The organism is Burkholderia pyrrocinia (assembly GCF_003330765.1).
Taxonomy (GTDB): Bacteria; Pseudomonadota; Gammaproteobacteria; order Burkholderiales; family Burkholderiaceae; genus Burkholderia; species Burkholderia pyrrocinia_B.
Genome location: NZ_CP024903.1, coordinates 1,571,327 through 1,592,480 on the forward strand (window position 1 = coordinate 1,571,327; position 21,154 = coordinate 1,592,480).

The window sequence follows — 21,154 nt, forward strand, 5'->3', positions numbered from 1 at the left end:
ACGAGAGCATAGTGGCGCGCGCGGCCGCGCGCTTGACCCACGTCAACCGGTTCGCTGCACCGCATGATGACGGCACAGCCTCGTGCCGGCGCGGTAGCGCAACGCCGCTTCAGCCCGCGCCGGGCTCGATTGCCGCGCCGCGCTCCGCGAGCAGCTCGCGCAGCACGCTGCGGTGGCAATGGCGCTCGTCGTCGCAGTAGCAGCCGATCGAGAACGCGGTGGTCGCCGACAGCGCCGCCAGCAGGTCCAGCACCTTCGCCGGGTCGCCATGCGCCATTTCCGCGCGGAAGTGGCGCTTGAACGCGTGCCATTCGGCGTCGGTTTCGGCGGCCTGCGCCTGCGCGACGAGTTCGGGGCTCGGCGACAGCGTCGGCAACCATACATCATAGTAGTTGCGCGACGCGAATTCCGCCTTCGGCACGCCGCGCGGCGGCCGCCGCACCGTCCCGATCCGCAGGCCCTCGCCGGCCGCGCGCGGCGTGCCGAGCTGGATGATCCGAATGCCCATGTCGCTCCTCTGTCTTGCGTCCGATTCCGTGATCGTACCCCCGCGCCTGCGCCCGCGTCAGCCGGTAGCGCGCACTGCGGCCGCGCAACAAAAAACCGGCTGCCTCCGCGACGGGAAACAGCCGGTTCGGCCAGCAGCGTGGCGCGCCGGGCGCGCGGCAATCAGACGCCGCTCTTCAGCACCTTGCCGATCGCGTCCGCGACGATGCCGACGTTCGAGTCGTTCAGGCCCGCCACGCACATCCGGCCCGAACGAAGGATATACACGCCGTGCACTTCGCGCAGCGCGTCGACCTGCGATTCGGTCAGGCCCGTGTACGTGAACATCCCGCGCTGCTTCACGTAGCGCGTGAGCGCTTCGCCGCTGACGTGGTCGCGCAGGCCGTCATGGATCGACTGGCGCATCCGCGCGATGCGGCGGCACATCGCCGACAGTTCCTCTTCCCACTGCTTGCGCAGCGCGGGCGTGCCGAGCACGGCCGCCACGACCTTCGCACCGTAGGTTTGCGGGTTGCTGTAGTTCGAACGCACGGCGCCGGCCAGCTGGCCGAGCACGCGGTCGGCGGCGGCCGCATCTTCGCAGATGACGCTCAGGCCGCCCACGCGCTCGCCGTACAGCGAGAAGTTTTTCGAGAACGAGTTTGCGACGAGCGCCGGCACGCCGCGGCGGCCCAGTTCGCGCACCGCGAACGCGTCCGCGTCGAGGCCCGCGCCGAAGCCCTGGTACGCCATGTCGACGAACGGCAGCAGCCCGCGCGCCTCGATCACGTCGATCAGCTTCTCCCACTGGCCTTCATCGAGATCGACGCCGGTCGGGTTATGGCAGCACGCGTGCAGCAGCACGATGCTGCGCGCCGGCAGCGCGTCGATCGCCGCGAGCATCGCATCGAACTTCAGGCCGCCCGTCGCCTCGTCGTAGTACGGATACGTGTTCACCGTGAAGCCGGCACGCTCGAAGATGAAGCGGTGATTTTCCCAGCTCGGATCGCTGAGCCACACCTGCGCGTCCGGGAAATAGCGCTTCAGGAAATCGGCGCCCACCTTCAGCGCGCCCGAGCCGCCCAGCGTCTGCACGGTCGCGATGCGGCCGGCCGCGCGGGCCGGGTGATCGGCGCCGAACACGAGCGCCTGCACGGCGTCGCGATACGCGGGCAGGCCGACCATCGGCAGGTAAGGCTTCGCGCCGATATCGCGCTGCAGCGCGGTTTCGGCTTCGCGTACGGCGTCCATCACCGGAATCCGGCCTTCGGCGTCGAAGTAGATCCCGATGCTCAGGTTGACCTTCTGGTCGCGCGGATCTTTCTGGAAGTTCTCGTTGAGCGTCAGGATCGGGTCGCCCGGGTACGCGTCGATGTGTTCGAACATGGCTTGAGTCGGTCTCGTTTGGAAGAATGGTCGGTGGTGGCCTGCGTCAGCGTGCGGACGCGCCGTCGCGCATCGCATAGCCTGCATTCTTCTGACGGAAGCGATACCCGATCGCGAGCACCGCGAGCCATACCGGGATCAGGTACACCGACAGGCGGAGATCCGGCGTCAGGTACATCACGACGAGAATGCCGGCCATGAATGCCAGGCACAGGTAATTCGTGAAAGGATAGCCCAGACTGCGGAAGGAAGTCTCCTCCCCGGCCGCGCGCTTGGCCTGGCGGAACTTCAGGTGGATCAGGCTGATCATCGCCCAGTTGATGATCAGCGCCGACACGACGAGGCCCATCAGCACCTCGAACGCCTTGCCCGGCATGAAGTAGTTGACCAGCACGCACGCGCCGGTCGCGAGTGCCGACGCGCCGAGCGCAGCGAGCGGAATGCCGCGCTTGTTCACCGAGCACAGCACCTTCGGCGCATTGCCCTGCCGCGCGAGGCCGAACAGCATCCGGCTGTTGCAGTACACGCCGCTGTTGTAGACCGACAGCGCGGCCGTCAGCACAACGACGTTCAGCACGTTCGCGACCAGGTTGCTGCTCAGCGCATGGAAGATCAGCACGAACGGGCTGCCGCCGCTGACGACCTTCTCCCACGGATACAGCGACAGCAGCACGGCGAGCGCGCCGATGTAGAAAATCAGGATGCGGTAGATCACCTGGTTGGTCGCGCGCGGGATGCTGTGCTTCGGATCGTCGGCCTCGGCCGCCGTGATGCCGACGAGCTCGAGCCCGCCGAACGAGAACATGATCGCGGCCATCGACATCACGAGGCCCGACACGCCGTTCGGGAAGAAGCCGCCGTGCTGCCACAGGTTCCGGACGCTGGCCTCCGGCCCTGCATGGCCGCTCGCGAGCAGCCAGCCGCCGAAGCCGATCATCCCGACGATCGCGGCGACCTTGATGATCGAGAACCAGAATTCCGTCTCGCCGTACGACTTCACGCTGGTCAGGTTGATCAGGTTGATGACGACGAAGAACACGAGCGCGGACACCCAGGTCGGCACGCCCGGCCACCAGTACTGCACGTAGATCCCGACGGCCGACAGCTCGGCCATGCTGACGAGGATATACAGCACCCAGTAGTTCCAGCCGGACAGGAAGCCCGTGAAGTGGCCGAAGTACTTGTCGGCGAAGTAGCTGAACGAACCCGCGACGGGCTCGTCGACGACCATCTCGCCGAGCTGGCGCATGATGAAGAACGCGACGATGCCGGCCACCGCATAGCCGAGCAGCACCGACGGGCCCGCCATCTTGATCGTCTGCGCGATACCGAGGAACAGCCCCGTGCCGAGCGCGCCGCCGAGCGCAATCAGCTGGATGTGCCGGTTCTTCAGCCCGCGCTTCAGGCCGTCGCTCTCGTTTCCAGAAACCATGTCTTCTCCACTCTGTCCGCCTCCGCCGGAAGCGGCGCGGCGCGCCTCGGTGTGCCGGGCGCTGTTTTGCTGTGCCGGCGGCCGTTCGTGGAGCCACCGGGTTGGGGACTGCAATCTTCGCGTGGCGGCGCCCGATTCCTGTCGGCGTGCCCGCCAGACCGGCCGCCGACTTGTCGCCCATGCCGCATTGCTGCGGCCGCCCACGAAAATCCGGCGTCAGTTTAGCGCCGCGACGACGAAATCGGGTTTCGTAACTCGTTCATGCAAACCCTACATTATGAGATAAGATTGCATCCAGGAGACAAATGAGGAAATAAAAATGCCTGAACCGGCTCTCGACCGCATCGACCGCCACTTGCTTTCGATCCTGCAGGAGAACGGCCGCGCGTCGAACCTCGATCTGGCGAAGGCCGTCGGCCTGTCACCCGCGCAGACGCTGCGGCGCCACCGGCGGCTGGAAGAAATCGGCGCGATCCGCCGCTACGAAACCCGGCTCTGTCCCGACACGCTCGGCTTCGGCGTGACCGCGTTCGTGCACGTGACGATGGAGCGCGGGCATATCCGCGACCTGTCGAAGTTCCAGAAACTGGTCTCCGATCTCGCGCAGATCCAAGAGTGTTTTTCCGTGACGGGCGACATCGACTACGTACTGAAGGTCGTCGCGCACGACCTGAAGGGGTTGTCCCGGTTCCTGCTCGAAACGCTGATGCGGATCCCCGGCGTGAGCGGCGTTCACTCCAGCGTTTGCCTGGACGAAATCAAGTGCACGAGCGCGATGCCGGTTGAAAGCTGACGCGGCGGGCCGCGCGTTCGACGCGCGCGGTCAGCGCACCGCTTCGAACGCGCTGATCAGCAGCGCACCGGCCGCGATCACCGCGCAGCCGGCCGCACGGCGCGGCGTCAGCCGCTCGCCGAGATACACGCGCGCAATCAGCGCCGCGAACACCACGCTCGTTTCGCGCAGCGCCGACACGGGGCCCATCGGCGCGCGATCCATCGCCCAGATCACGATGCCGTACGCGAGCGCGGCGAACACCCCGCCGCACGCAGCCTTCGCCGTTTCGCCGACATCCTGCGTCAGGCGCAACGGCCCCGCACGCAGCCGGTAGTACGCGGCCATCATCACGCCCGTCAACACGAACATCCACGCGGTATAGCCGACCGTGTTGCCGCTCTCCCGCACGCCGATCCCGTCGACCACGCTGTAAGCCGCGATCGACACGCCGGTCGCGAACGCGGTCGGCAGCACCTGCATCATCCGGTGCTTCGCGCCGCGCCCGCGTTCCAGACCGATCGCCATGATGCCCGCGCAGATCAGCATCAGCCCGCCCTGCGCGCCGACGTTCAGGTGCTCGCCCGCGAACGCCGCCGCACCGAGCGTGACGAGCAGCGGCGCGGTGCCGCGCGCGACCGGGTATGCGACGGTCAGGTCGCCGTGCTCGTACGCGCGCACGAGCAGCAGCGTATAGACGACGTGGATCACGGCCGATGCGACGACGCAGAGCCAGCTCGCGGGCGTGATCGGCGCGGCGCCCGGCAGGAACAGCAGCGCGAACAGCCCGATTGCGATCTGCAGCACCGTGGCCGATCGCAATCGGTCGCCGCTGCTGCGAACGAGCGCGTTCCATGACGCATGCAGGAACGCCGCGCACAGAACGGCAAACAGAACGGGGATCGGCACGCTGAATACTCCATGACAGTCGGAAGTCGCGCCATGCGCGCGACCGGCATCCATCGTATGAATGCGTAACCGGATTGTCAAAAAAGCGACGCGCACCGCGTCTGTCCCGAACCGGCCGACCGCGCCCTGTCGCCCGCCCCGCGCGGCGTCCGCAGCGGCGGACCGGCGTGCGGCGGAATGTGACGCGGAGGTTGCATGCGGTCTGCCCCTTTCCGTTCTCTTTCGCATCGCGTTGCACCGTAATGAAATCGATACCGCAGCGCAATCGTCGCGAAATCACTCCGTCCCCATAACTTCATACGCGACTGTTCCAATGCGCGTGCTCCCTCACGAGCTTCGCGCCGAACCGACACGGCGACGGGGCCGCTCTCCACCATCGAAGACCTTACCTGGAGTTTCCCGATGTTCCGTCAAGCCTTGCTCGTCACCGCGTGCGCAGCCGCAGCGCTGGCGCTGTTCGCCTGCGGCGGCAGCGACGATCCCACGTCGACGCCCGCCGTGTCGTCGCAGGATGCGCTGCAGACCGCCACGCCGATCAAGCACGTCGTCGTGATCTATGGCGAAAACATCTCGTTCGACCACTACTTCGGCACCTACCCGAACGCGACGAACCCGTCGGGCGAACCGGCGTTCACCGCGAAATCCGGCACGCCGACGCCCAACGGCCTGACGGGCACGCTGCTTACCGCGAACCCGAACTTCACGAACACCGCCAACGGCACCGACGCGGCGAACCCGTTCCGCCTCGACCGCACGCAGGCCGCGACCGCCGACCAGAACCACGCGTACACGGCCGAGCAGCAAGCCGAGGACAACGGCCTGGCCGACCTGTTCCCGAAATACACCGGCAAGGGCTCGTCCGGCGGCGCCGGCGCGTTCGGCACGAAGGGCCAGGTGATGGGCTACTTCGACGGCAACACCGTGACCGCGCTGTGGAACTACGCGCAGCGCTTCGCGATGAGCGACAACATGTACACGACGTCGTACGGCCCGTCGACGCCGGGCGCGCTGAACGTCGTGTCGGGCCAGACCAACGGGATGCAGATCGTCAAGACGTCGGCGCAGCCGTCGACGCTCGCGAAGAGCTCGTACTACATCAACGACGGCCAGGGCGGCTTCACGATGATCAACGACGTCGACCCCGGCTTCGACGTGTGTTCGAGCACGACCGACCAGGCGATGATGAGCGGCAAGAACATCGGCGACCTGCTGAACGGCGCGAAGATCACGTGGGGCGGCTTCATGGGCGGCTTCAACCTGTCGACGACCAACGGCAACGGTACGACGGGCTGCGCCCGCAGCACGGTCGCCACCGCCGTGAACGCCGCGACGTCGGACTACATTCCGCACCACAACTGGTTCCAGTACTACGCGTCGACGTCGAACCCGCAGCACACGCGCCCGAGCGCGGTCGCGGCGATCGGTTCGAGCCTCGAAGCCGACGGCAAGACGGCCGAACCCGCGAACCACCAGTACGACTCGGACGACTTCTTCGCAGCCGTGAAGGCCGGCAACTTCCCGTCGGTCAGCTTCCTGAAGGCGCCGGCTGCGCAAGACGCGCATGCGGGCTATTCGGATCCGCTCGACGAGCAGGCGTTCGTGACGAAGGTCGTCAACTTCCTGCAACAGCAGCCGGACTGGCAGAACACGGCCGTGATCGTCACCTATGACGACTCGGACGGCTGGTACGACCACGTGTACACGGCGCCGACCCGCGCGTCGTCCGACCCGGTCGACCAGGTCAGCGGCAGCGGCAAGTGCGGCACGGGCGGCACCACCGGCGTGAACGGCGCGACCGTGAACGGCCGCTGCGGCCCGGGGGTGCGGATTCCGCTGATCGTGATCTCGCCGTACGCGAAGCAGAACTATGTCGACCACACGATGGTCGACCAGTCGTCCGTCGTACGCTTCATCGAGGACAACTGGCTCGGCGGCCAGCGCATCGGCGGCGGTTCGTTCGATGCGACGGCGGGCGACCTGCGCGGGCTGTTCGACTTCACGTCGAAGCCGAACACGACGCCGCTGTACCTCGACCCGACGCTCGGCACCGCACTGAGCGCGGCACCGTCGATCTGACCGTCGTTCGTTGACCGCAGGCCGGCGCATCACGCGCCGGCCGTTTCCATTTAACGCGCCGTTTCGTGCGGCGCCCGATTTCCGACCGACAGCATGACAGCTCGTCCCGCGTTCCCGTCTCCCGACGCCTCCGGCACCCCCGCGCCACGTTCCTCTTCCCGCCTGCTGCGCCGCGCGGCGTGCGTGCTCGGTGCGGCCGTGCTCGGCTATGGCGGGTTCGCGATCGCGTTCCCCGCGCAGGTGCCCGCGGCGATCGGCACCGTCGTCGCCGACTGGACGGGCGCGAACCCGCATCCGGTCGTGCTGCAGCGGCCCGCCGCGCAGCCGCTGTCGGCGGTCGCGCAGCTCGGGCGGGCGCTGTTCGTCGATCCGTCGCTGTCCGCGTCGGGCAAGCAGTCGTGCGCGTCGTGCCACAGCCCCGATCATGCGTACGGCCCGCCGAACGCGCTCGACGTGCAGCCGGGCGGCCTCGCAATGACGCAGCAGGGGTATCGCCCGCCGCCGTCGCTGATGTACCTGTACCGCCAGCCGAACTTCAGCATCGGCCCCGATGCGGGCGAAAACGACGCCGCGCCGAGTGTCGCGCAGCAGGCCGCGTCGGCGGCCGGCGTCGTCAAGGCGCAGAAGGTGGCCGGCACGTCGGCCGCGCCGCAGCTCGTGCCGCAGGGCGGGATGTTCTGGGACGGCCGCGCCGATACGCTGCAGCAGCAGGCGTTCGGCCCGCTGCTGAATCCGGTCGAGATGGCGAACGCGAGCGTTGACGACGTCGCGCACAAGCTCGCGCAGTCGTCGCACCGCGCGCAGCTCGAGCAACTGTTCGGCGCGCGCGTGTTCGACAGCCCGCAGCTCGCGGTGTCGGAGGCGATGTTCGCGATCGCGCGCTATCAGGTCGAGGATCCGTCGTTCCATCCGTACAACAGCAAGTACGATCGCTGGCTCGAAGGCCGTGCGCGCCTGTCGCAGGCCGAGCTGCGCGGGCTGCGCCTGTTCAACGATCCGGACAAGGCGAATTGCGCGGGCTGCCACCTGTCGAAGCCCGGCAAGGACGGGCTGCCGCCGATGTTGACCGATTACCAGTACGAGGCGCTCGGCGCGCCGCGCAACCAGGCGCTTGCGCAGAACCGCAACCCGGCGTTCCACGATCTCGGCGTGTGCGGGCCGTTCCGCGACGACCTGAAAGACCAGACGCAGTATTGCGCGATGTTCCTCACGCCGACGCTGCGCAACGCGGCGACGCGCCATGTGTTCTTCCACAACGGCGTGTTCCACACGCTCGACCAGGTGATGGCGTTCTACAACGAGCGCAGCATCTCGCCGCAGAAGTTCTATTCGCGCGGCGCGGACGGCAAGGTCGACGAATATGACGACATTCCGCCGAAGTATCGCGCGAACGTCGACGTGACCGATGCGCCGTTCGATCGCAAGCCGGGCGACACGCCCGCGATGACGGCGCAGGATATCAAGGATATCGAAGCGTTCCTCGGCACGCTGACCGACGAGCCGGCGCAATACTGAGCGCCGGTTGACCGCCGCGCCGGGTCAGCGGCGCGCACGGGCGTGGAGGCAGGAGCGCGCGCGTCGCGCCCCTTCCCAGATCGGGTTACCGCGGCTTCTGTCCGTTTTCTGCCCGATAGGTGCTGTTCGGCCGCAATACGAGCTTTCGCGCCGCAGTGTCCAGCGCCTTGCTGTGGTAAAGATCCATGCACTTCAGGAAGTCGAACTTCAAGTCCTTGACTTCGGATTCCACGACCGGATTCCGGTAATCACGCGCAAGATAGCTGCCAACGAGCGATTGAACGACATCTGGCGCACGCTCCATGTCGTAGTAGGTCCAGTCGCGCAACGCGCTGGTGCTGCTGCCGATATCCTTGCTCACCCCGGGCGCCTGCTTGTAAGCGGTCGCCAGGCACTCCGCGAGCACCATGTCCTTGAAGTTCTGGATGTAAGTCCGTGAGCCGGCCTCCGGTGACGCTTGCGCTGCCTCCTTCGCGGAAACCACCGCAGGATGCATCGCGACGCACGTCAGCGCAGCCGCGATCCAGGCTCCCTTCATGACAGGCTCCAAAAATTCGCACGATCCGTACGATACCGTGCGCCCGGCGCGTTGAAATAGCAGTGGTCGTAACACGTATTGACATTGAACAGCGTCGCGTGGCCCTGTGCATCGCTCCCGCCCCGCCCCGTCAGAACAGATACATGCCCGCGATAAAGATGACGCCGGAGAACAGCAGCGTCGTCACGCAATACCCCATGATGTCGCGCACGCCGAGCCCCGCGATCGCCAGCGCGGGCAGCGCCCAGAACGGCTGCGCCATGTTGGTCCACGATTCGCCGTACGCGATCGCCATCGCCGCCTTGCCGAGATCCGCGCCGAGCGCTTGCGCAGCCGGCATCACGAACGGGCCCTGCACGACCCAATGGCCGCCGCCCGACGGCACCGCGAAATTGATCACGGCCGAACTCAGGAATGCGAGCAGCGGGAACGTGTGCACGTTCGCGATATCGACGAACCACTTCGTGATCACGCCTGCGAGCCCCGAGTGATCCATCAGCGCCTGGATGCCCGCGTAGAACGGAAACTGGACCATGATCCCCGACGCGCCGCGTGCCGCGCCGGCGACAGCTCGCGCATAGGCCATCGGCGTGCGGTGCAGCAGGATGCCGGCGGCGAGAAACGCGAGGTTCACGGTGTCGATGTCGAGCGAGAAACCCTTCTGCACGAACTTCAGCACGAGGAACACCGCGCACAGCGCCGCGACGAAGACCGACAGCGCGCGGCTCTCCTCCAGCCGTTCCGCGAACGTCGCGTCGGGCCCGAGCTTGCGCTCGACGCTCGGCGGCTCGGCGAGCAGCGCCGGATCGACGCTGACGACGTCGCCGGGCTTCGGCATCATCATCCGCGCGAGAAACGGCAGCATCACGATCAGGCCGATCGTGATGAACGCGTTGTAGCCGGTGAAGATCGTCTGCGACACGGGAATCAGCCCGATGGTCTTCTCCATCGGATTGCCCTTCGTGGCCGCGACCAGCGGCACCGAACCCGACAGCCCGCCGTGCCAGCTCAGGAAGCCCATGTACGCGGACGCGACGAGCAGCCGGTAGTCGCTGCCGGCCACGCGGCGCGCCACTTCGCGCGCGAGCATCGCGCCGAGCACGAGACCGAAGCCCCAGTTGATCGCGCACGCGAGCGCGCCGACGAACGCGACGAGCATCACGCCCTGCCCCGGCGTGCGCGCGGTGCTCGCGAGCGCGACGAGCAGGCGCTTGACGGGCGGCGAGCTCGCGAGCGCGTGGCCGGTGACGAGGATCATCACCATCTGCATCGAGAACGCGAGCAGGTTCCAGAAACCCGAACCCCACATCGTCGTGAGTTGAACGGGTGTGTTCGGCGTGAGGCCGAACGCGAGCGCGAACGTGACGATCGTCAGCAGGATCGCGAAAATCAACGGGTCGGGCAACACGCGGTGAACCACCTGCGTGAAGAAGCGGGAAATGCGCTGGATCAACTTGAGCTCCTCGTTTCCTGATCGGGATGCCCGCGCATGTCGTTGTTGGTTGAAGCGCGGGCCGCGCGGATTCTTGCACAGAACGCGCGAATTCGCTTCGGAGCTCAGGGCCGCGATCGCGCGGGCGATGCGATCGGGAAACAGGAAGGAAGAAAAAAGACACGCGGCGCACCGGGCGCCGCATGTATGGGATTCGAGCAACCGCCCGTGCGCGCGAGCGCTACGCCGATGCGCGCTCGCGCACCGGCTCGACCGCCTTCGCCCGCCGCTCGGCCAACCGCTGCGCGAACCGGTACGCGACAAGCGATCCAGCCACCGCAAGCAGCATCGGCACGAGGCTGTCGTGATTCGCGCGCGTGAACTCGAGCAGCAGCACGACCGCCGTGACCGGCATCTGCATCGACGCGGCGAGAAACGCGGTCGCGCCGACCAGCGCGCATCCGCCGCTCGACGCGCCCGGCCACACGAGGCCCCACAGTCCGCCGAGCACGACGCCGAGCAGCGCGCCGTTCGCGAGGCCCGGCGTCAGCAGGCCGCCCTCGGCACCGGCCCGCAGGCTGCCGGCCTCGATCAGCACCTTCAGCACCAGCAGCGCCGCCGCAAGGCCGATCGTCAGCGTGCCGTCGAAGCCCAGCGACGCCGGCCCCTTGCCGTTGCCGAGCAATTGCGGAAACCGCATCGCGAGCACGCCGATCACCGCGAAGTTGAGCAGCGCGAGCACAGGCAGCCGCCAGTCCTTCGGCGCGTTCGCGCGCGCACGGCTCGTGAGCCGCACGAAACCGTACGCGGCGAAGCCGAACAGCGGCCCGCAGACGATCGACCACGCAACCAGCGGCGCGCTCAGCGCGAACGGCGGCACCGTGTACTGGTGTTCGTTGCCGAGGCCGATCCACGCGACGGCCGCCGCGATCGCCGACGTGACGACCGCCACGACCAGCGCACGCAGTTCGAACGTGCCGAGCAGCACTTCGAGCACGAAGATCGCGCCGCCGAGCGGCACGTTGTAGACGGCCGCGAGGCCCGCGCCGGCGCCGCACGCGACCATCAGCCGGCAGTCGTCGGGTGTGAGCCCCGCACGATGCGCGAGCCGCCCGGCGAGCAGCGAACCGATCTCGCGCGGCGCGACTTCGCGGCCGAGCGGCGAGCCGAGCGCGACAGTGACGATCTGCAGCAGCGCGTGAATCGTCGTGCTGACGAACGGCATCCGCGGATCGGCCGCACGCACCGCGCGGCGGATGCTGACCAGCAGCCGGCCGTACCGGTAAAGCGCCCACCAGCCGCCGCCGGCGACGATCCCGCAAACGACCAGCACCGCGAGCCTGCGCAGCGGATCGGCGCCGGTCACGCCGGTGAGGAAGCTCTCGGTGCCGATCACGTGCGCAACGCTGTAGCCGTACGCGATGTGCTGGATCGCATGCAGCAGCAGCGCGAGCAGCATGCCGCCGAGGCCCGCGCCGACGCCGGTCAGGATCGTGACGACGGCCACGCGCGCGAACGGGCCGGCGGGCGGCGAAGAGGATGCGGGAGCGGACGGGAGATCGAGGCGCATGGAATCGGCGAACGGGGATCGAAAGAACGGCGCGCAACACGCGCGCCGTCGTCAGGACCGCATCGTAGGCCGCCGCCTGTCATGAGACAAACGTATTTTTCGAATCGACTCATGCATTCTCAGAATACATGAGCACAGGCATCCCGAGACCGCCCACCTTTCGCATCAATCCGGATACGTGACGCGCTCCGGTTCGCGCCGCATGATCACCTTCCCGTGGCGAACCGACAGCGTGGCTTTCGCCTGCCGGCGCACGGCTTCGTAGTCGCTGTCCGCATCGAGCACGACGAGATTCGCCGGACGCCCGACCGCGATGCCGTAGCCGTCGCCGAGTTGCATCGTCGTCGCGCTGTGCTCGGTCACGAAGTCGAGGCAGCGCTGCAGATCCTGGTAGCCCATCATGTGGCAGATATGAAGGCCCGCATCGAGCACGCGCAGGATGTTGCCGTTGCCCAGCGGATACCACGGGTCCTTGATCGAATCCTGCCCGAAGCACACGTTGAGGCCCGCGCGGTCGAGTTCCGCCACGCGCGTGACGCCGCGCCGTTTCGGAAACGTGTCGAAGCGCCCCTGCAGGTGGATGCTCTCGGTCGGGCACGAGATGAAATTCAGGCCCGCGCGCTTCAGCAGCCGGAACAGCTTCGAGCAGTACGCGTTGTCGTACGAGCCCATCGCGGTCGTGTGGCTCGCCGTCACGCGCGCGCCCATCCCGCGCACGCGCGCCTCTTCGGCGAGCACTTCCAGAAAGCGCGAATGCGGATCGTCGGTCTCGTCGCAATGCACGTCGACGAGGCAGCCGGTGCGTTCCGCGAGATCCATCAGGAAGCGGATCGAGCTCACGCCCTGCTCGCGCGTGTTCTCGAAATGCGGGATCCCGCCGACGACGTCCGCCCCCAGGCCGATCGCCTGCTCCATCAGCGCGCGGCCGCCGTCGTACGATTCGATGCCCTCCTGCGGAAACGCGACGATCTGCAGGTCGATCAACCCGCGCGCCTCGTCCTTCACTTCCAGCATCGCCTTCAGCGCGGCGAGCGTCGGATCGGTGACGTCGACGTGCGTGCGCACGTGCTGGATCCCGTGGTCGCGCAGCATGCCGATCGCCGCATGCGCGCGCGTCTTCGTGTCCTCGTGCGTGATCGTCGCCTTGCGTTCGGCCCAGCGCTCGATGCCCTCGAACAGCGTGCCGCTCATGTTCCAGGCGGGCTCGCCGGCCGTCAGCACGGCGTCGAGGTGGATATGCGGCTCGACGAGCGGCGGGATCGCGAGGCGGCCGCCCGCATCAACATCGCCGGCGCCCGCGGGCAAGACCGGTGCGGACTGCGCGTCGACCCGCGCGATCGTGCCGCCGTCGATGTCGATCGTAAACAGGCCGTCGCGGCCGCGCAGGCGTACGTTGAACAGATTCATGTTTGAGCCCCTTCGTGGCATGCGTTGAAACGGCCGCGCGATGCGTGCGACGGCCGTGCGATTCGTTGAATTCGGTAAAAGGAACGGCGGGGAAAGCCGGCGCGCAACGCGCCGCGGGTCACGACCAGCCTTCGAACGTCAGGCCGGTTTCGGCAGCCGCTTCCTCGGGCGTCACATCGCGCACGTGCTGGCCGAACGTCCACACGTGCAGCTCGGGATCGCGCGCACGGTACGTGCGGTCGCCGTAGAACTGGTCGGCCGGCTCCTGCAGGATGTCCGCACCGGCCTGCCGTGCGTGCTCGCAATGCGCGTCGATGTCGCTCGCGAGCTGCACATGCACGCTCTGCGTGTTCCGGCCGCCGACGTCCGGCGGGCTCGCGACGAAGTCGGCCCAGTAGCCGCCGATCATCACCACGCCGCCCGCGTACGTGAGTTCGGCATGCGTGACCTGCCCGTCGGCCGTATAGACGACGATGCCGCGCCCGAAGCCGAACGCGCGCTCCAGCCATTCGAGCGCGGCGCGCGGATCGCGGTAATACACGGCGGGACTGATCGGCGGAAGGGGCGCTGGCGTGGGCATCGTCTGTCTCCGGTCGTAGGGACGCCCCCATTCTCCGCGTGTCCGCCACGCCGATCAACCACCGTGCGTTCGTGCGCGCCTGTTGCAGCGATGCGACAACGAACGCGAGCCGCACGCCCGCCCGCGGCCCAACGCGATGCGATGCGATGCGAAAAGGGGCCGGCGTCGGGCGCGGGCAGCACGTCGTGTCGGTTTTGTGAACGACTCTTGTGCGATCTGGAAAGGTGCGCTCGCGCGGCACCCGGGCCTTGCGCACGGTCCGCATTCCTATACTTGCGCCGAACTTTTGTTCCCCATCCCACACGCAGGAGTCTTTCGATGAAAAAAACGCTCGTTGCCGGCGCATCCGTCGCCGCGCTGTTCGCCCCGCTCGCTCACGCGCAGAGCTCGGTCACGCTGTACGGCCTGATCGATGCCGGCATCGTCTACACCAACAACGCCAACGGCGCATCGCTGTGGCGCCTGAACAGCGGCACCGTCAACGGCAGCCGCGTCGGGTTTCGCGGCACCGAGGATCTCGGCGGTGGCCTGAAAGCGCTGTTCGTGCTCGAGAACGGCTTCAACGTGAACAACGGCGGGCTCGGCCAGGACGGCAAGCTGTTCGGCCGCCATGCGTACGTCGGCCTGAGCCAGACCGGCTACGGCACGCTGACGCTCGGCCGCCAGTACGACACGATGGTCGACTTCGTCGCGCCGCTGTCGGCGACGGCCGGCGACTTCGGCGACGCGAGCTTCGCGCATCCGTTCGACAACGACAACCTGAACCACTCGCTGCGCATCAACAACGCGGTCAAGTACACGAGCGAGACCTATGCAGGCTTCAAGGTCGGCGCGATGTATGCGTTCTCGAACGCGACGAACTTCGGCGCGAACCGCGCATACAGCGTCGCGGCGAGCTACACGAACGGCCCGCTGAAACTGGCCGGCGCCTACTTGCAGATGAACGGCACCAAGGGTTCGACGAGTGCGAGCCCCGGCGCGACCGACGTCGCCGAAGCGAAGAGCGTGAGCCAGGGCGGCTGGTCGATCGGCTCGGACCGCATGCGCTCGTATGGCGGCGGCGTCAGCTACGGGTTCGGCCCGGCCACCGTCGGCTTCGTCTATACGCGCTCGCAGTACGACAACACGGGTTCGTTCGGCTCGACCGGCCAGATCGCGTTCAACAACTACGACGTGAACGTGCGCTATGCGGTGACGCCGGCCGTCAGCCTCGGCGCGGCCTACGTATATACGGACGCCAGCGTGTCGAATCCCGACAGCAAGCACGGCACCGATCCGAAGTGGCACCAGGTCGACCTGCAGGCCGTCTACAAGCTGTCGCGCCGCACGGACGTCTACGCGGAAGCCATGGTTCAGCACGCGTCGGGCCGCGGCTATCAGGCGTTCATCAACGGCTCGGGCGGCGCATCGAGCACGGCGAACCAGATCGTCGGCACGATCGGCATGCGCACGCGCTTCTGACCGGCATGACCCGGCGCCGCCCGCGCACGGCGAACCCGCGTCGTCAGGCGGGTCGGCGCGGCACGGGCGGCGCAATGTTGTTCCATCTGGAAGGCTCCCTGCCTGGAATCGGGGTTTTTGCGCGTGCGAGCGCTGCGTAGACTGGCCTCGACGGTTCGGATCACGCATCGATCGCCGAACCGGACAGCACACCCCGTACCCAGGAGAACATTGTGAAATTGCTCGTCGTTACCGCCGCCGCCGCTGTCCTGCTCGCCGCACCGGCCCTGTCGTTCGCCCAGTCGGCGAAGTCGCCCGTCACGCGCGCGCAGGTACTGCAGGAGTTGTATGACCTCGAATCGGTCGGCTACAACCCGTCGCTCGGCGACGCCGGCAACTATCCGGACGACATCATGGCCGCGCAGGAACGGCTCGCCGCGAAACGCCTCGCGGAGCACAAGGCCGCGCAAGCCGCATACGGCCCGGCCGGCGTCGCGGCGACCGAATCGGGCGCGGCAGCGAAGCCGGCGCTGTGACGACGTGACGAAGCACCCCGCCCGCGCGAATGATGTGCTGCGGGCGAGGCGCGTGTCGCGTTTGCGTGAAGAAGCCGGCAACGCGCCGGTGCGCGCCCGCCGTTCAGGCGGCCTGCGGTTCGCGACCGATCGCGTTCAACATCTCGACATCGCGCGCGATCATCCCCGGCACCTGCGCACGCAGCATCTCGACCCAGGTCCGCACCTTCGCGTCGACGAAGCGGCGCGACGGATACAGCGCATACACGTTCATCTTCTGCAGGATGTGCGCGGGCAACACGCGCACGAGCGTGCCGTCGCGCAGCGCGTCGATCGCCGAGTACAGCGGCAGCATGCCGAGCCCGATGCCGTCGCGGATCGCGAGTGCGAGCGATTCGGCCGTGTTGGTCTGCACCGGCCCGGCGACGTGGATCTGCTCGACGCCCTCGGGCCCTTCGAGCACCCATTCGTGCGTCGGGAACGCCGGCGTGCACAGCGTCAGGCACGCGTGCGAAGCGAGATCCTGCGGACGGGCCGGCACGCCGTGCCGTTTCACATAGTCGGGCGACGCGCACAGGATGCTGAACGTCGAGCCGAGCAGGTGCGACACGAGTTCCGAATCGGGCAGCGACGACGCGGTCACGACGGCCATGTCGTTCGTGCCGTCGAACAGGTCGGGCATGCGCTGCGACAGCGACAGTTCGATCGACACGTCCGGGAACTGCGCGTGATAGCGCGTCAGCGCGGGCAATACATAGTGGTGACCGACACTCGCGAAGCTGTGCATGCGCAGCACGCCGGCCGGCCGTTCGTGCGCACAGCTCGCCTCTTCTTCCGCGCGGTCGACGTCGGCGAGGATCTGCCGGCAGCGCCGCAAATAGCTTTCGCCGGCCGACGTGAGCGCGAGACGGCGCGTCGAGCGATTCATCAGACGGGTGCGCAGGCGCGCCTCGAGCTCCGACACCGCGCGCGACATCGCGCCCGTCGTCGAATTCAGCGATTGCGCGGCGGCGGTGAAACTGCCCGTCTCGACGACGCGCGTAAACACCCGCATGTTTTGTAGGGTATCCATTCCTGTGAGCGACCTGTAGCGGAGCCGCTATTTTCCTCCACCGGATGCGACCGATTGTTACTCCGGCTGCAACTATCGTTTCCCCGCAGCTGCGTTAATACGCGAGCGCCGCACTCCTACAATCGGCGCCTCACCAGTCGAACAAACCCGTTCGGACGCACCGCGGCACCTTGCCCGGCACCGGGCAGGCCCCCTCTTTTCATGAAGCCACAACCTGCGATCGAGCGACCTTCCATCGAACCGGCACGATGGAGCGCATGGCTCGATCCGCTCGGCGACGCGGCGCGCGACTGGGCCGCCAGCGACGGGCTGATCTGGCTGCACCTCGCCAAGACCGTGTTCGCGGCGCTCCTGGCGATGGGCCTCGCGATGCGTCTCGAGATGTCGCAGCCGCGCACGGCGATGACGACCGTGTTCGTGCTGATGCAGCCTATGTCGGGAATGGTGTTCGCGAAGAGCTTCTATCGCGTGCTGGGCACGGCGGCCGGCCTCGTCGCCGCGCTCGCGCTCGGCGGGCTGTTCGCGCAGCAGCCCGAGCTGTACATGGCCGGCATCACGCTGTGGATCGGCGGCTGCATCGCGCTCGCGGTGCGCAACCGCCACTTCCGCTGGTACGGCTTCGTGCTCGCCGGCTACACGGCCGCGCTGATCGGCCTGCCGGCCGTGATGACGCCGCAGACGCTGTTCCAGTCCGCGCTCACGCGCGCCGCGGAAGTCGCGCTGGGCATCGCGTGCTCGGGCGCGGTCAGCGCGCTGATCCTGCCGCTCAGCTCCGCGAAGGCGCTGATGCGCGCGCTGAGCGCGCGCCACGCGACGTTCGCGGCCTTCACGGCCGGCACGCTCGCGGGCGACGTCGCGCGCGGCGATTTCGAGCGGCGCTTCGCCGATTTCGTCGACGACATCGTCGGTTTCGAGGCCAACCGCGCGTTCGCGTCGTTCGAGGATCCGCACATTCGCGCGCGCAGCCGCCGGCTCGCGCGGCTGAACAGCGAGTTCATGAACGCGTGCACGCGGCTGCATGCGCTGCACCAGCTCGTCAAGCGCCTGCGCGCGAATGGCTCGGACGCGGTGCTCGATGCGCTCGCGCCGCACGTCGACGCGCTCGCGCAACGGTTCGCCGCGCTGCGCGACGAGCGGCGGCGCGGCATCGCGCCGGCCACCGGCGCGCTGCTCGAACTGCGGCACTTCCACAGCGTGTTGCCGAAGGCCGCGCGTGCGTCGCGGCGGAACATCGAGGACCATGCGGCCGGCGGCCTGCTCGACTTCGATACCGCGATCGAGCTGCTGTACCGCTTCATCGGCGAATACCTCGGCTACGCCGACACCTACGCGTCGCTCGACCAGGACGATCACGCGCTCGAACGCTCGGTCACGCATTACGCGGTGAAGACCAATGCGTTCTTCGTCGGCTTCGCGTTCCTGCGCACTGCCGTCGCCGTCGGCGCGATGAGTGCGTTCTGGCTCGCATCGGAGTGGCCAAGCGGCTCGCTCGCCGTCATCGCCACCGCGATCGCATGCGCGCTCAGCTCGACGTCGCCGCGCGCGCCGAAGTTCGTCGCGCAAATGAGTGTCGGTGCGGCATTCGCGACCGCCGTCGGCTACCTGTTCCTGTGTTACGTGTATCCGAACATCGACGGCTTCCCGCTGCTGTGCGCGACGCTCGCGCCGGTGCTCGGCCTCGGCGCGTTTCTCGCGATGCGGCCGGGCCTGTCCGGCTACGGAATCGGCTTCGCGGTGTTCTTCTGCCTGCTCGCGGGCCCCGACAACGCGATCGCCTATACGCCCGAGGTGCTGATCAACAACGGGCTGGCCATCGTCGTCGCGATGCTCGCGTGCTCGCTCGTGTTCGCGGTCGTGTTCCCCACCCACATGCCGTGGCTCACGGGCCGTATCGCGCACGACCTGCGCCGCCAGGTCACGCTTGCGTGCGAAGGCGCGCCGGACGGTCTCGCGCAGCGCTTCCAGTCGAGCACGCACGACCTGATGGCGCAGTTGCGCACGCTGCTCGTGCGGCGCACGCGGCAGCACCGCGACGCGCTGCGCTGGATGCTGTCGACGCTCGAGGTCGGCCATGCGGTGATCGACCTGCGCGACGAACTGCACGCGTTCTGCGAATCGAAGCCACCGCAGGCGCTGCGCTGGACCGGTTCGATCGATGCGGTGCTGCACGAACTGCCGCGTTTCTTCGACGATCCGACGCCCGGCCATCACGCGCGCACGCTGAAATCGGTCAATCTCGCGATCCGCGCGGCGCAGCATGCGTTGCAGGCGTGGTACGCGGTGCCCGACGCGCGCCGCCGCATGCAGCGGATCGTTGGCTGCCTGCACTTCATGCGCAGCGCGCTGCTGGACAAGGACGCGCCGTTCAACCGGCACCACCATTGAACATCGGTGCGTGCCCAACGGGATCCTTGTTCCGAATGGAAATATGCTCTACAGCCGCGGTGATTAATCTTTAAGCAGTGCGAGCCTATAGTTTTCTCACTGCCAGCGAGACTGGCACTCACCCCGGAGAAACCAAAATGAAGCCGCTGCACCTCGCCCTCGTTGCCCTGTCGCTCACCGCCGCTGTCGCCCACGCACAGCCGGCGCCGGCCGACGTCGCACAGCAACAGGCGAACCGCGCCGAAGCCGTCAAGGCCGCCGGCCGCGTCGATCGTGCGCAATCGAAGCAGGAAGACCCGAACGCATGCGTCGGCCCCGTCAGCTTCTGCAACATCTACTTCGGCAGCTAAGCATGACGCCGCGTCGTCACGGCCAGGCCCGCCGCGCCCGCATCGCATGCGCGGGCGGGCGGCGTACCGGCCGATCGCCGCATCGCCGCCCCGATCCACGCCGCTTCGATTGAAGCGGCACATGCCGTTTCAGGCGCCGCGCCCCGGCCGCCAGCCCACTTCGCGCAACGCATCCAGCAAGCGCGCCTGCCCGAGCCCTTCGACCCGCGCGCCGCGCGACTCGACGTCGCCGCCTGCGACCAGCGCATTCACGATCGCTTCCTCCACCGCTTCCGCCGCCGAGACGAACAGCGCGGAAATATGGTCGTTGTTGACCATCTTCACGCCGGTGGTCGGCGCCCCCTTGCTGCCGTAGTTCGCCGCCGGCAGACCGTCATTGCCTGTTGCAAACGCAAGGAAGACGTCGCCGCTCGAATCCTCGGTGCCGCCGCCGACGCGCGCGAGCCCGACGCCCGCGCGCTGCGCGAGGCGCGTGCACTGATGCGGCAGCAGCGGTGCGTCGGTCGCGATCGTGACGACGATCGAGCCCATGCCGGCCTCGCCTTTCGCGTCCGGTGCGCGGAACGGCGAATGCACGTGCCGCAGCACGTCGCCGACCGGGTAGCCGGCGACGCGCAGCATCTCGCGCACGCCGTAGTTCGCCTGCACCAGCGCGCCGACGGTCCAGCCGCCCGCATCAGCCGCGAGCACGCGCGACGCGGTGCCGATGCCGCCCTTGAACTCGTGGCAGATCATGCCCGTGCCGCCACCCACGCTGCCCTCGGCGACCGGCCCCGACTGCGCGGCGGACAGCGCGCGCTGCACGTGCGCGGCGCTCACGTGCTGCCCCCAGATGTCGTTCAGCAGCCCGTCGTAGGTTTCCATCACGACCGGCATGCACCAGTACACGCGGCCGGCCGCCGCTTCACGCTCGTTCGCGACGAGCGCGTCGCGCACCGCGCCGACGCTGTGCGTGTTCGTATAGGCGATCGGCGTCGTCAGCAGGCCGGCCTCGCGGATCCACTCGAGCCCGGTCGCGTCGCCGTTGCCGTTCAGCACGTGCACGCCCGCGAAGCATGGCGAATCGTGCGCGGCGCCCGCGCGCGGTTCGATGACGGTGACGCCGGTACGGATCGATGCGTCGCCGTTCTCGACGTTCAGCGTGCAATGCCCGACCCGCACGCCCGGAACGTCCGTGATCGCGTTGAAGCGGCCCGGCGTGCCGAGTCCGATGCGGATGCCGAGATCCCTCGTGCGCATGATGCAATTCCTCCAGTCTTTCAATGGTTCGGTGGTTCGGTGTTGCAAGG

The 21,154-nt window shown here is 67.8% G+C and carries 18 protein-coding genes; 7 read left to right on the forward strand and 11 right to left on the reverse strand.

The annotated features are described in order from the left end of the window. Positions 1–109 precede the first annotated feature (109 nt). From CUJ89_RS24675 to CUJ89_RS24685, 3 genes are all read right to left on the reverse strand, one after another. Positions 110–508: a DUF488 domain-containing protein gene (locus CUJ89_RS24675; protein WP_114180003.1), complete on the reverse strand. Its 399-nt coding sequence runs from the start codon at positions 506–508 to the stop codon at positions 110–112. Between the two features lie 161 nt (positions 509–669). Then, positions 670–1,872, reverse strand: coding sequence for an amino acid aminotransferase (locus CUJ89_RS24680; RefSeq protein WP_114180004.1), 1,203 nt, complete (start codon positions 1,870–1,872; stop codon positions 670–672). 46 nt (positions 1,873–1,918) lie between these two features. Beyond that, positions 1,919–3,304 (reverse strand): amino acid permease, encoded by a 1,386-nt coding sequence (locus CUJ89_RS24685; RefSeq protein WP_114180005.1) that lies wholly within the window; start codon positions 3,302–3,304, stop codon positions 1,919–1,921. Positions 3,305–3,623: 319 nt separating this feature from the next. Between CUJ89_RS24685 and CUJ89_RS24690 the strand changes: the two genes are divergently transcribed. Continuing rightward, a complete protein-coding gene (locus CUJ89_RS24690; protein ID WP_114180006.1) occupies positions 3,624–4,097 on the forward strand; it encodes an Lrp/AsnC family transcriptional regulator in 474 nt (157 codons plus the stop codon). A gap of 30 nt (positions 4,098–4,127) precedes the next feature. On the opposite strand, the gene CUJ89_RS24695 is transcribed toward CUJ89_RS24690, so the two are convergent. Beyond that, positions 4,128–4,985, reverse strand: a complete 858-nt coding sequence (locus tag CUJ89_RS24695) for an EamA family transporter (RefSeq protein ID WP_114181542.1) — start codon at positions 4,983–4,985, stop codon at positions 4,128–4,130. Positions 4,986–5,387: 402 nt separating this feature from the next. Between CUJ89_RS24695 and CUJ89_RS24700 the strand changes: the two genes are divergently transcribed. Together CUJ89_RS24700 and CUJ89_RS24705 are read left to right on the forward strand one after the other, a co-directional pair. After that, positions 5,388–7,061: a phospholipase C gene (locus tag CUJ89_RS24700; RefSeq protein ID WP_114180007.1), complete on the forward strand. Its 1,674-nt coding sequence runs from the start codon at positions 5,388–5,390 to the stop codon at positions 7,059–7,061. Between the two features lie 93 nt (positions 7,062–7,154). Continuing rightward, the gene (locus tag CUJ89_RS24705) at positions 7,155–8,576 is read left to right on the forward strand and encodes a cytochrome-c peroxidase (RefSeq protein ID WP_114180008.1); all 1,422 of its coding nucleotides are present in this window, start codon (positions 7,155–7,157) and stop codon (positions 8,574–8,576) included. Between the two features lie 85 nt (positions 8,577–8,661). Here CUJ89_RS24705 and CUJ89_RS24710 read toward each other — a convergent pair whose 3' ends face one another. The 5 genes from CUJ89_RS24710 to CUJ89_RS24735 form a co-directional block, all read right to left on the reverse strand. Beyond that, positions 8,662–9,114, reverse strand: coding sequence for a type VI secretion system amidase immunity protein Tai4 (locus CUJ89_RS24710; RefSeq protein ID WP_114180009.1), 453 nt, complete (start codon positions 9,112–9,114; stop codon positions 8,662–8,664). Positions 9,115–9,244: 130 nt separating this feature from the next. After that, positions 9,245–10,567, reverse strand: coding sequence for a TIGR00366 family protein (locus tag CUJ89_RS24720; protein ID WP_114180010.1), 1,323 nt, complete (start codon positions 10,565–10,567; stop codon positions 9,245–9,247). 220 nt (positions 10,568–10,787) lie between these two features. Beyond that, a complete protein-coding gene (locus tag CUJ89_RS24725; RefSeq protein ID WP_114180011.1) occupies positions 10,788–12,116 on the reverse strand; it encodes a chloride channel protein in 1,329 nt (442 codons plus the stop codon). Positions 12,117–12,281: 165 nt separating this feature from the next. Further along, entirely contained in the window at positions 12,282–13,523 is a 1,242-nt protein-coding gene (gene codA, locus CUJ89_RS24730; RefSeq protein WP_114180012.1) for a cytosine deaminase, read from the reverse strand. Positions 13,524–13,641: 118 nt separating this feature from the next. After that, a complete protein-coding gene (locus CUJ89_RS24735; protein ID WP_114180013.1) occupies positions 13,642–14,103 on the reverse strand; it encodes a VOC family protein in 462 nt (153 codons plus the stop codon). Between the two features lie 318 nt (positions 14,104–14,421). On the opposite strand from CUJ89_RS24735, the gene CUJ89_RS24740 reads away from it, so the two are divergent. Then, complete coding sequence (locus tag CUJ89_RS24740; protein ID WP_114180014.1) at positions 14,422–15,564, forward strand: porin; 1,143 nt, start codon at positions 14,422–14,424, stop codon at positions 15,562–15,564. Positions 15,565–15,776: 212 nt separating this feature from the next. Next, positions 15,777–16,079, forward strand: a complete 303-nt coding sequence (locus tag CUJ89_RS24745; protein ID WP_114180015.1) for a DUF4148 domain-containing protein — start codon at positions 15,777–15,779, stop codon at positions 16,077–16,079. Positions 16,080–16,182: 103 nt separating this feature from the next. Here CUJ89_RS24745 and CUJ89_RS24750 read toward each other — a convergent pair whose 3' ends face one another. Continuing rightward, entirely contained in the window at positions 16,183–17,130 is a 948-nt protein-coding gene (locus tag CUJ89_RS24750; protein ID WP_114180016.1) for a LysR family transcriptional regulator, read from the reverse strand. Positions 17,131–17,331: 201 nt separating this feature from the next. Between CUJ89_RS24750 and CUJ89_RS24755 the strand changes: the two genes are divergently transcribed. Together CUJ89_RS24755 and CUJ89_RS24760 are read left to right on the forward strand one after the other, a co-directional pair. After that, the gene (locus tag CUJ89_RS24755; protein WP_114180017.1) at positions 17,332–19,515 is read left to right on the forward strand and encodes an FUSC family protein; all 2,184 of its coding nucleotides are present in this window, start codon (positions 17,332–17,334) and stop codon (positions 19,513–19,515) included. Positions 19,516–19,652: 137 nt separating this feature from the next. Further along, positions 19,653–19,865: a hypothetical protein gene (locus CUJ89_RS24760; RefSeq protein ID WP_047903348.1), complete on the forward strand. Its 213-nt coding sequence runs from the start codon at positions 19,653–19,655 to the stop codon at positions 19,863–19,865. 129 nt (positions 19,866–19,994) lie between these two features. Here the strand turns inward: CUJ89_RS24760 and CUJ89_RS24765 are convergent, their stop codons facing one another. Further along, the gene (locus CUJ89_RS24765; protein ID WP_114180018.1) at positions 19,995–21,104 is read right to left on the reverse strand and encodes a P1 family peptidase; all 1,110 of its coding nucleotides are present in this window, start codon (positions 21,102–21,104) and stop codon (positions 19,995–19,997) included. Between the last annotated feature and the right edge of the window lie 50 nt (positions 21,105–21,154).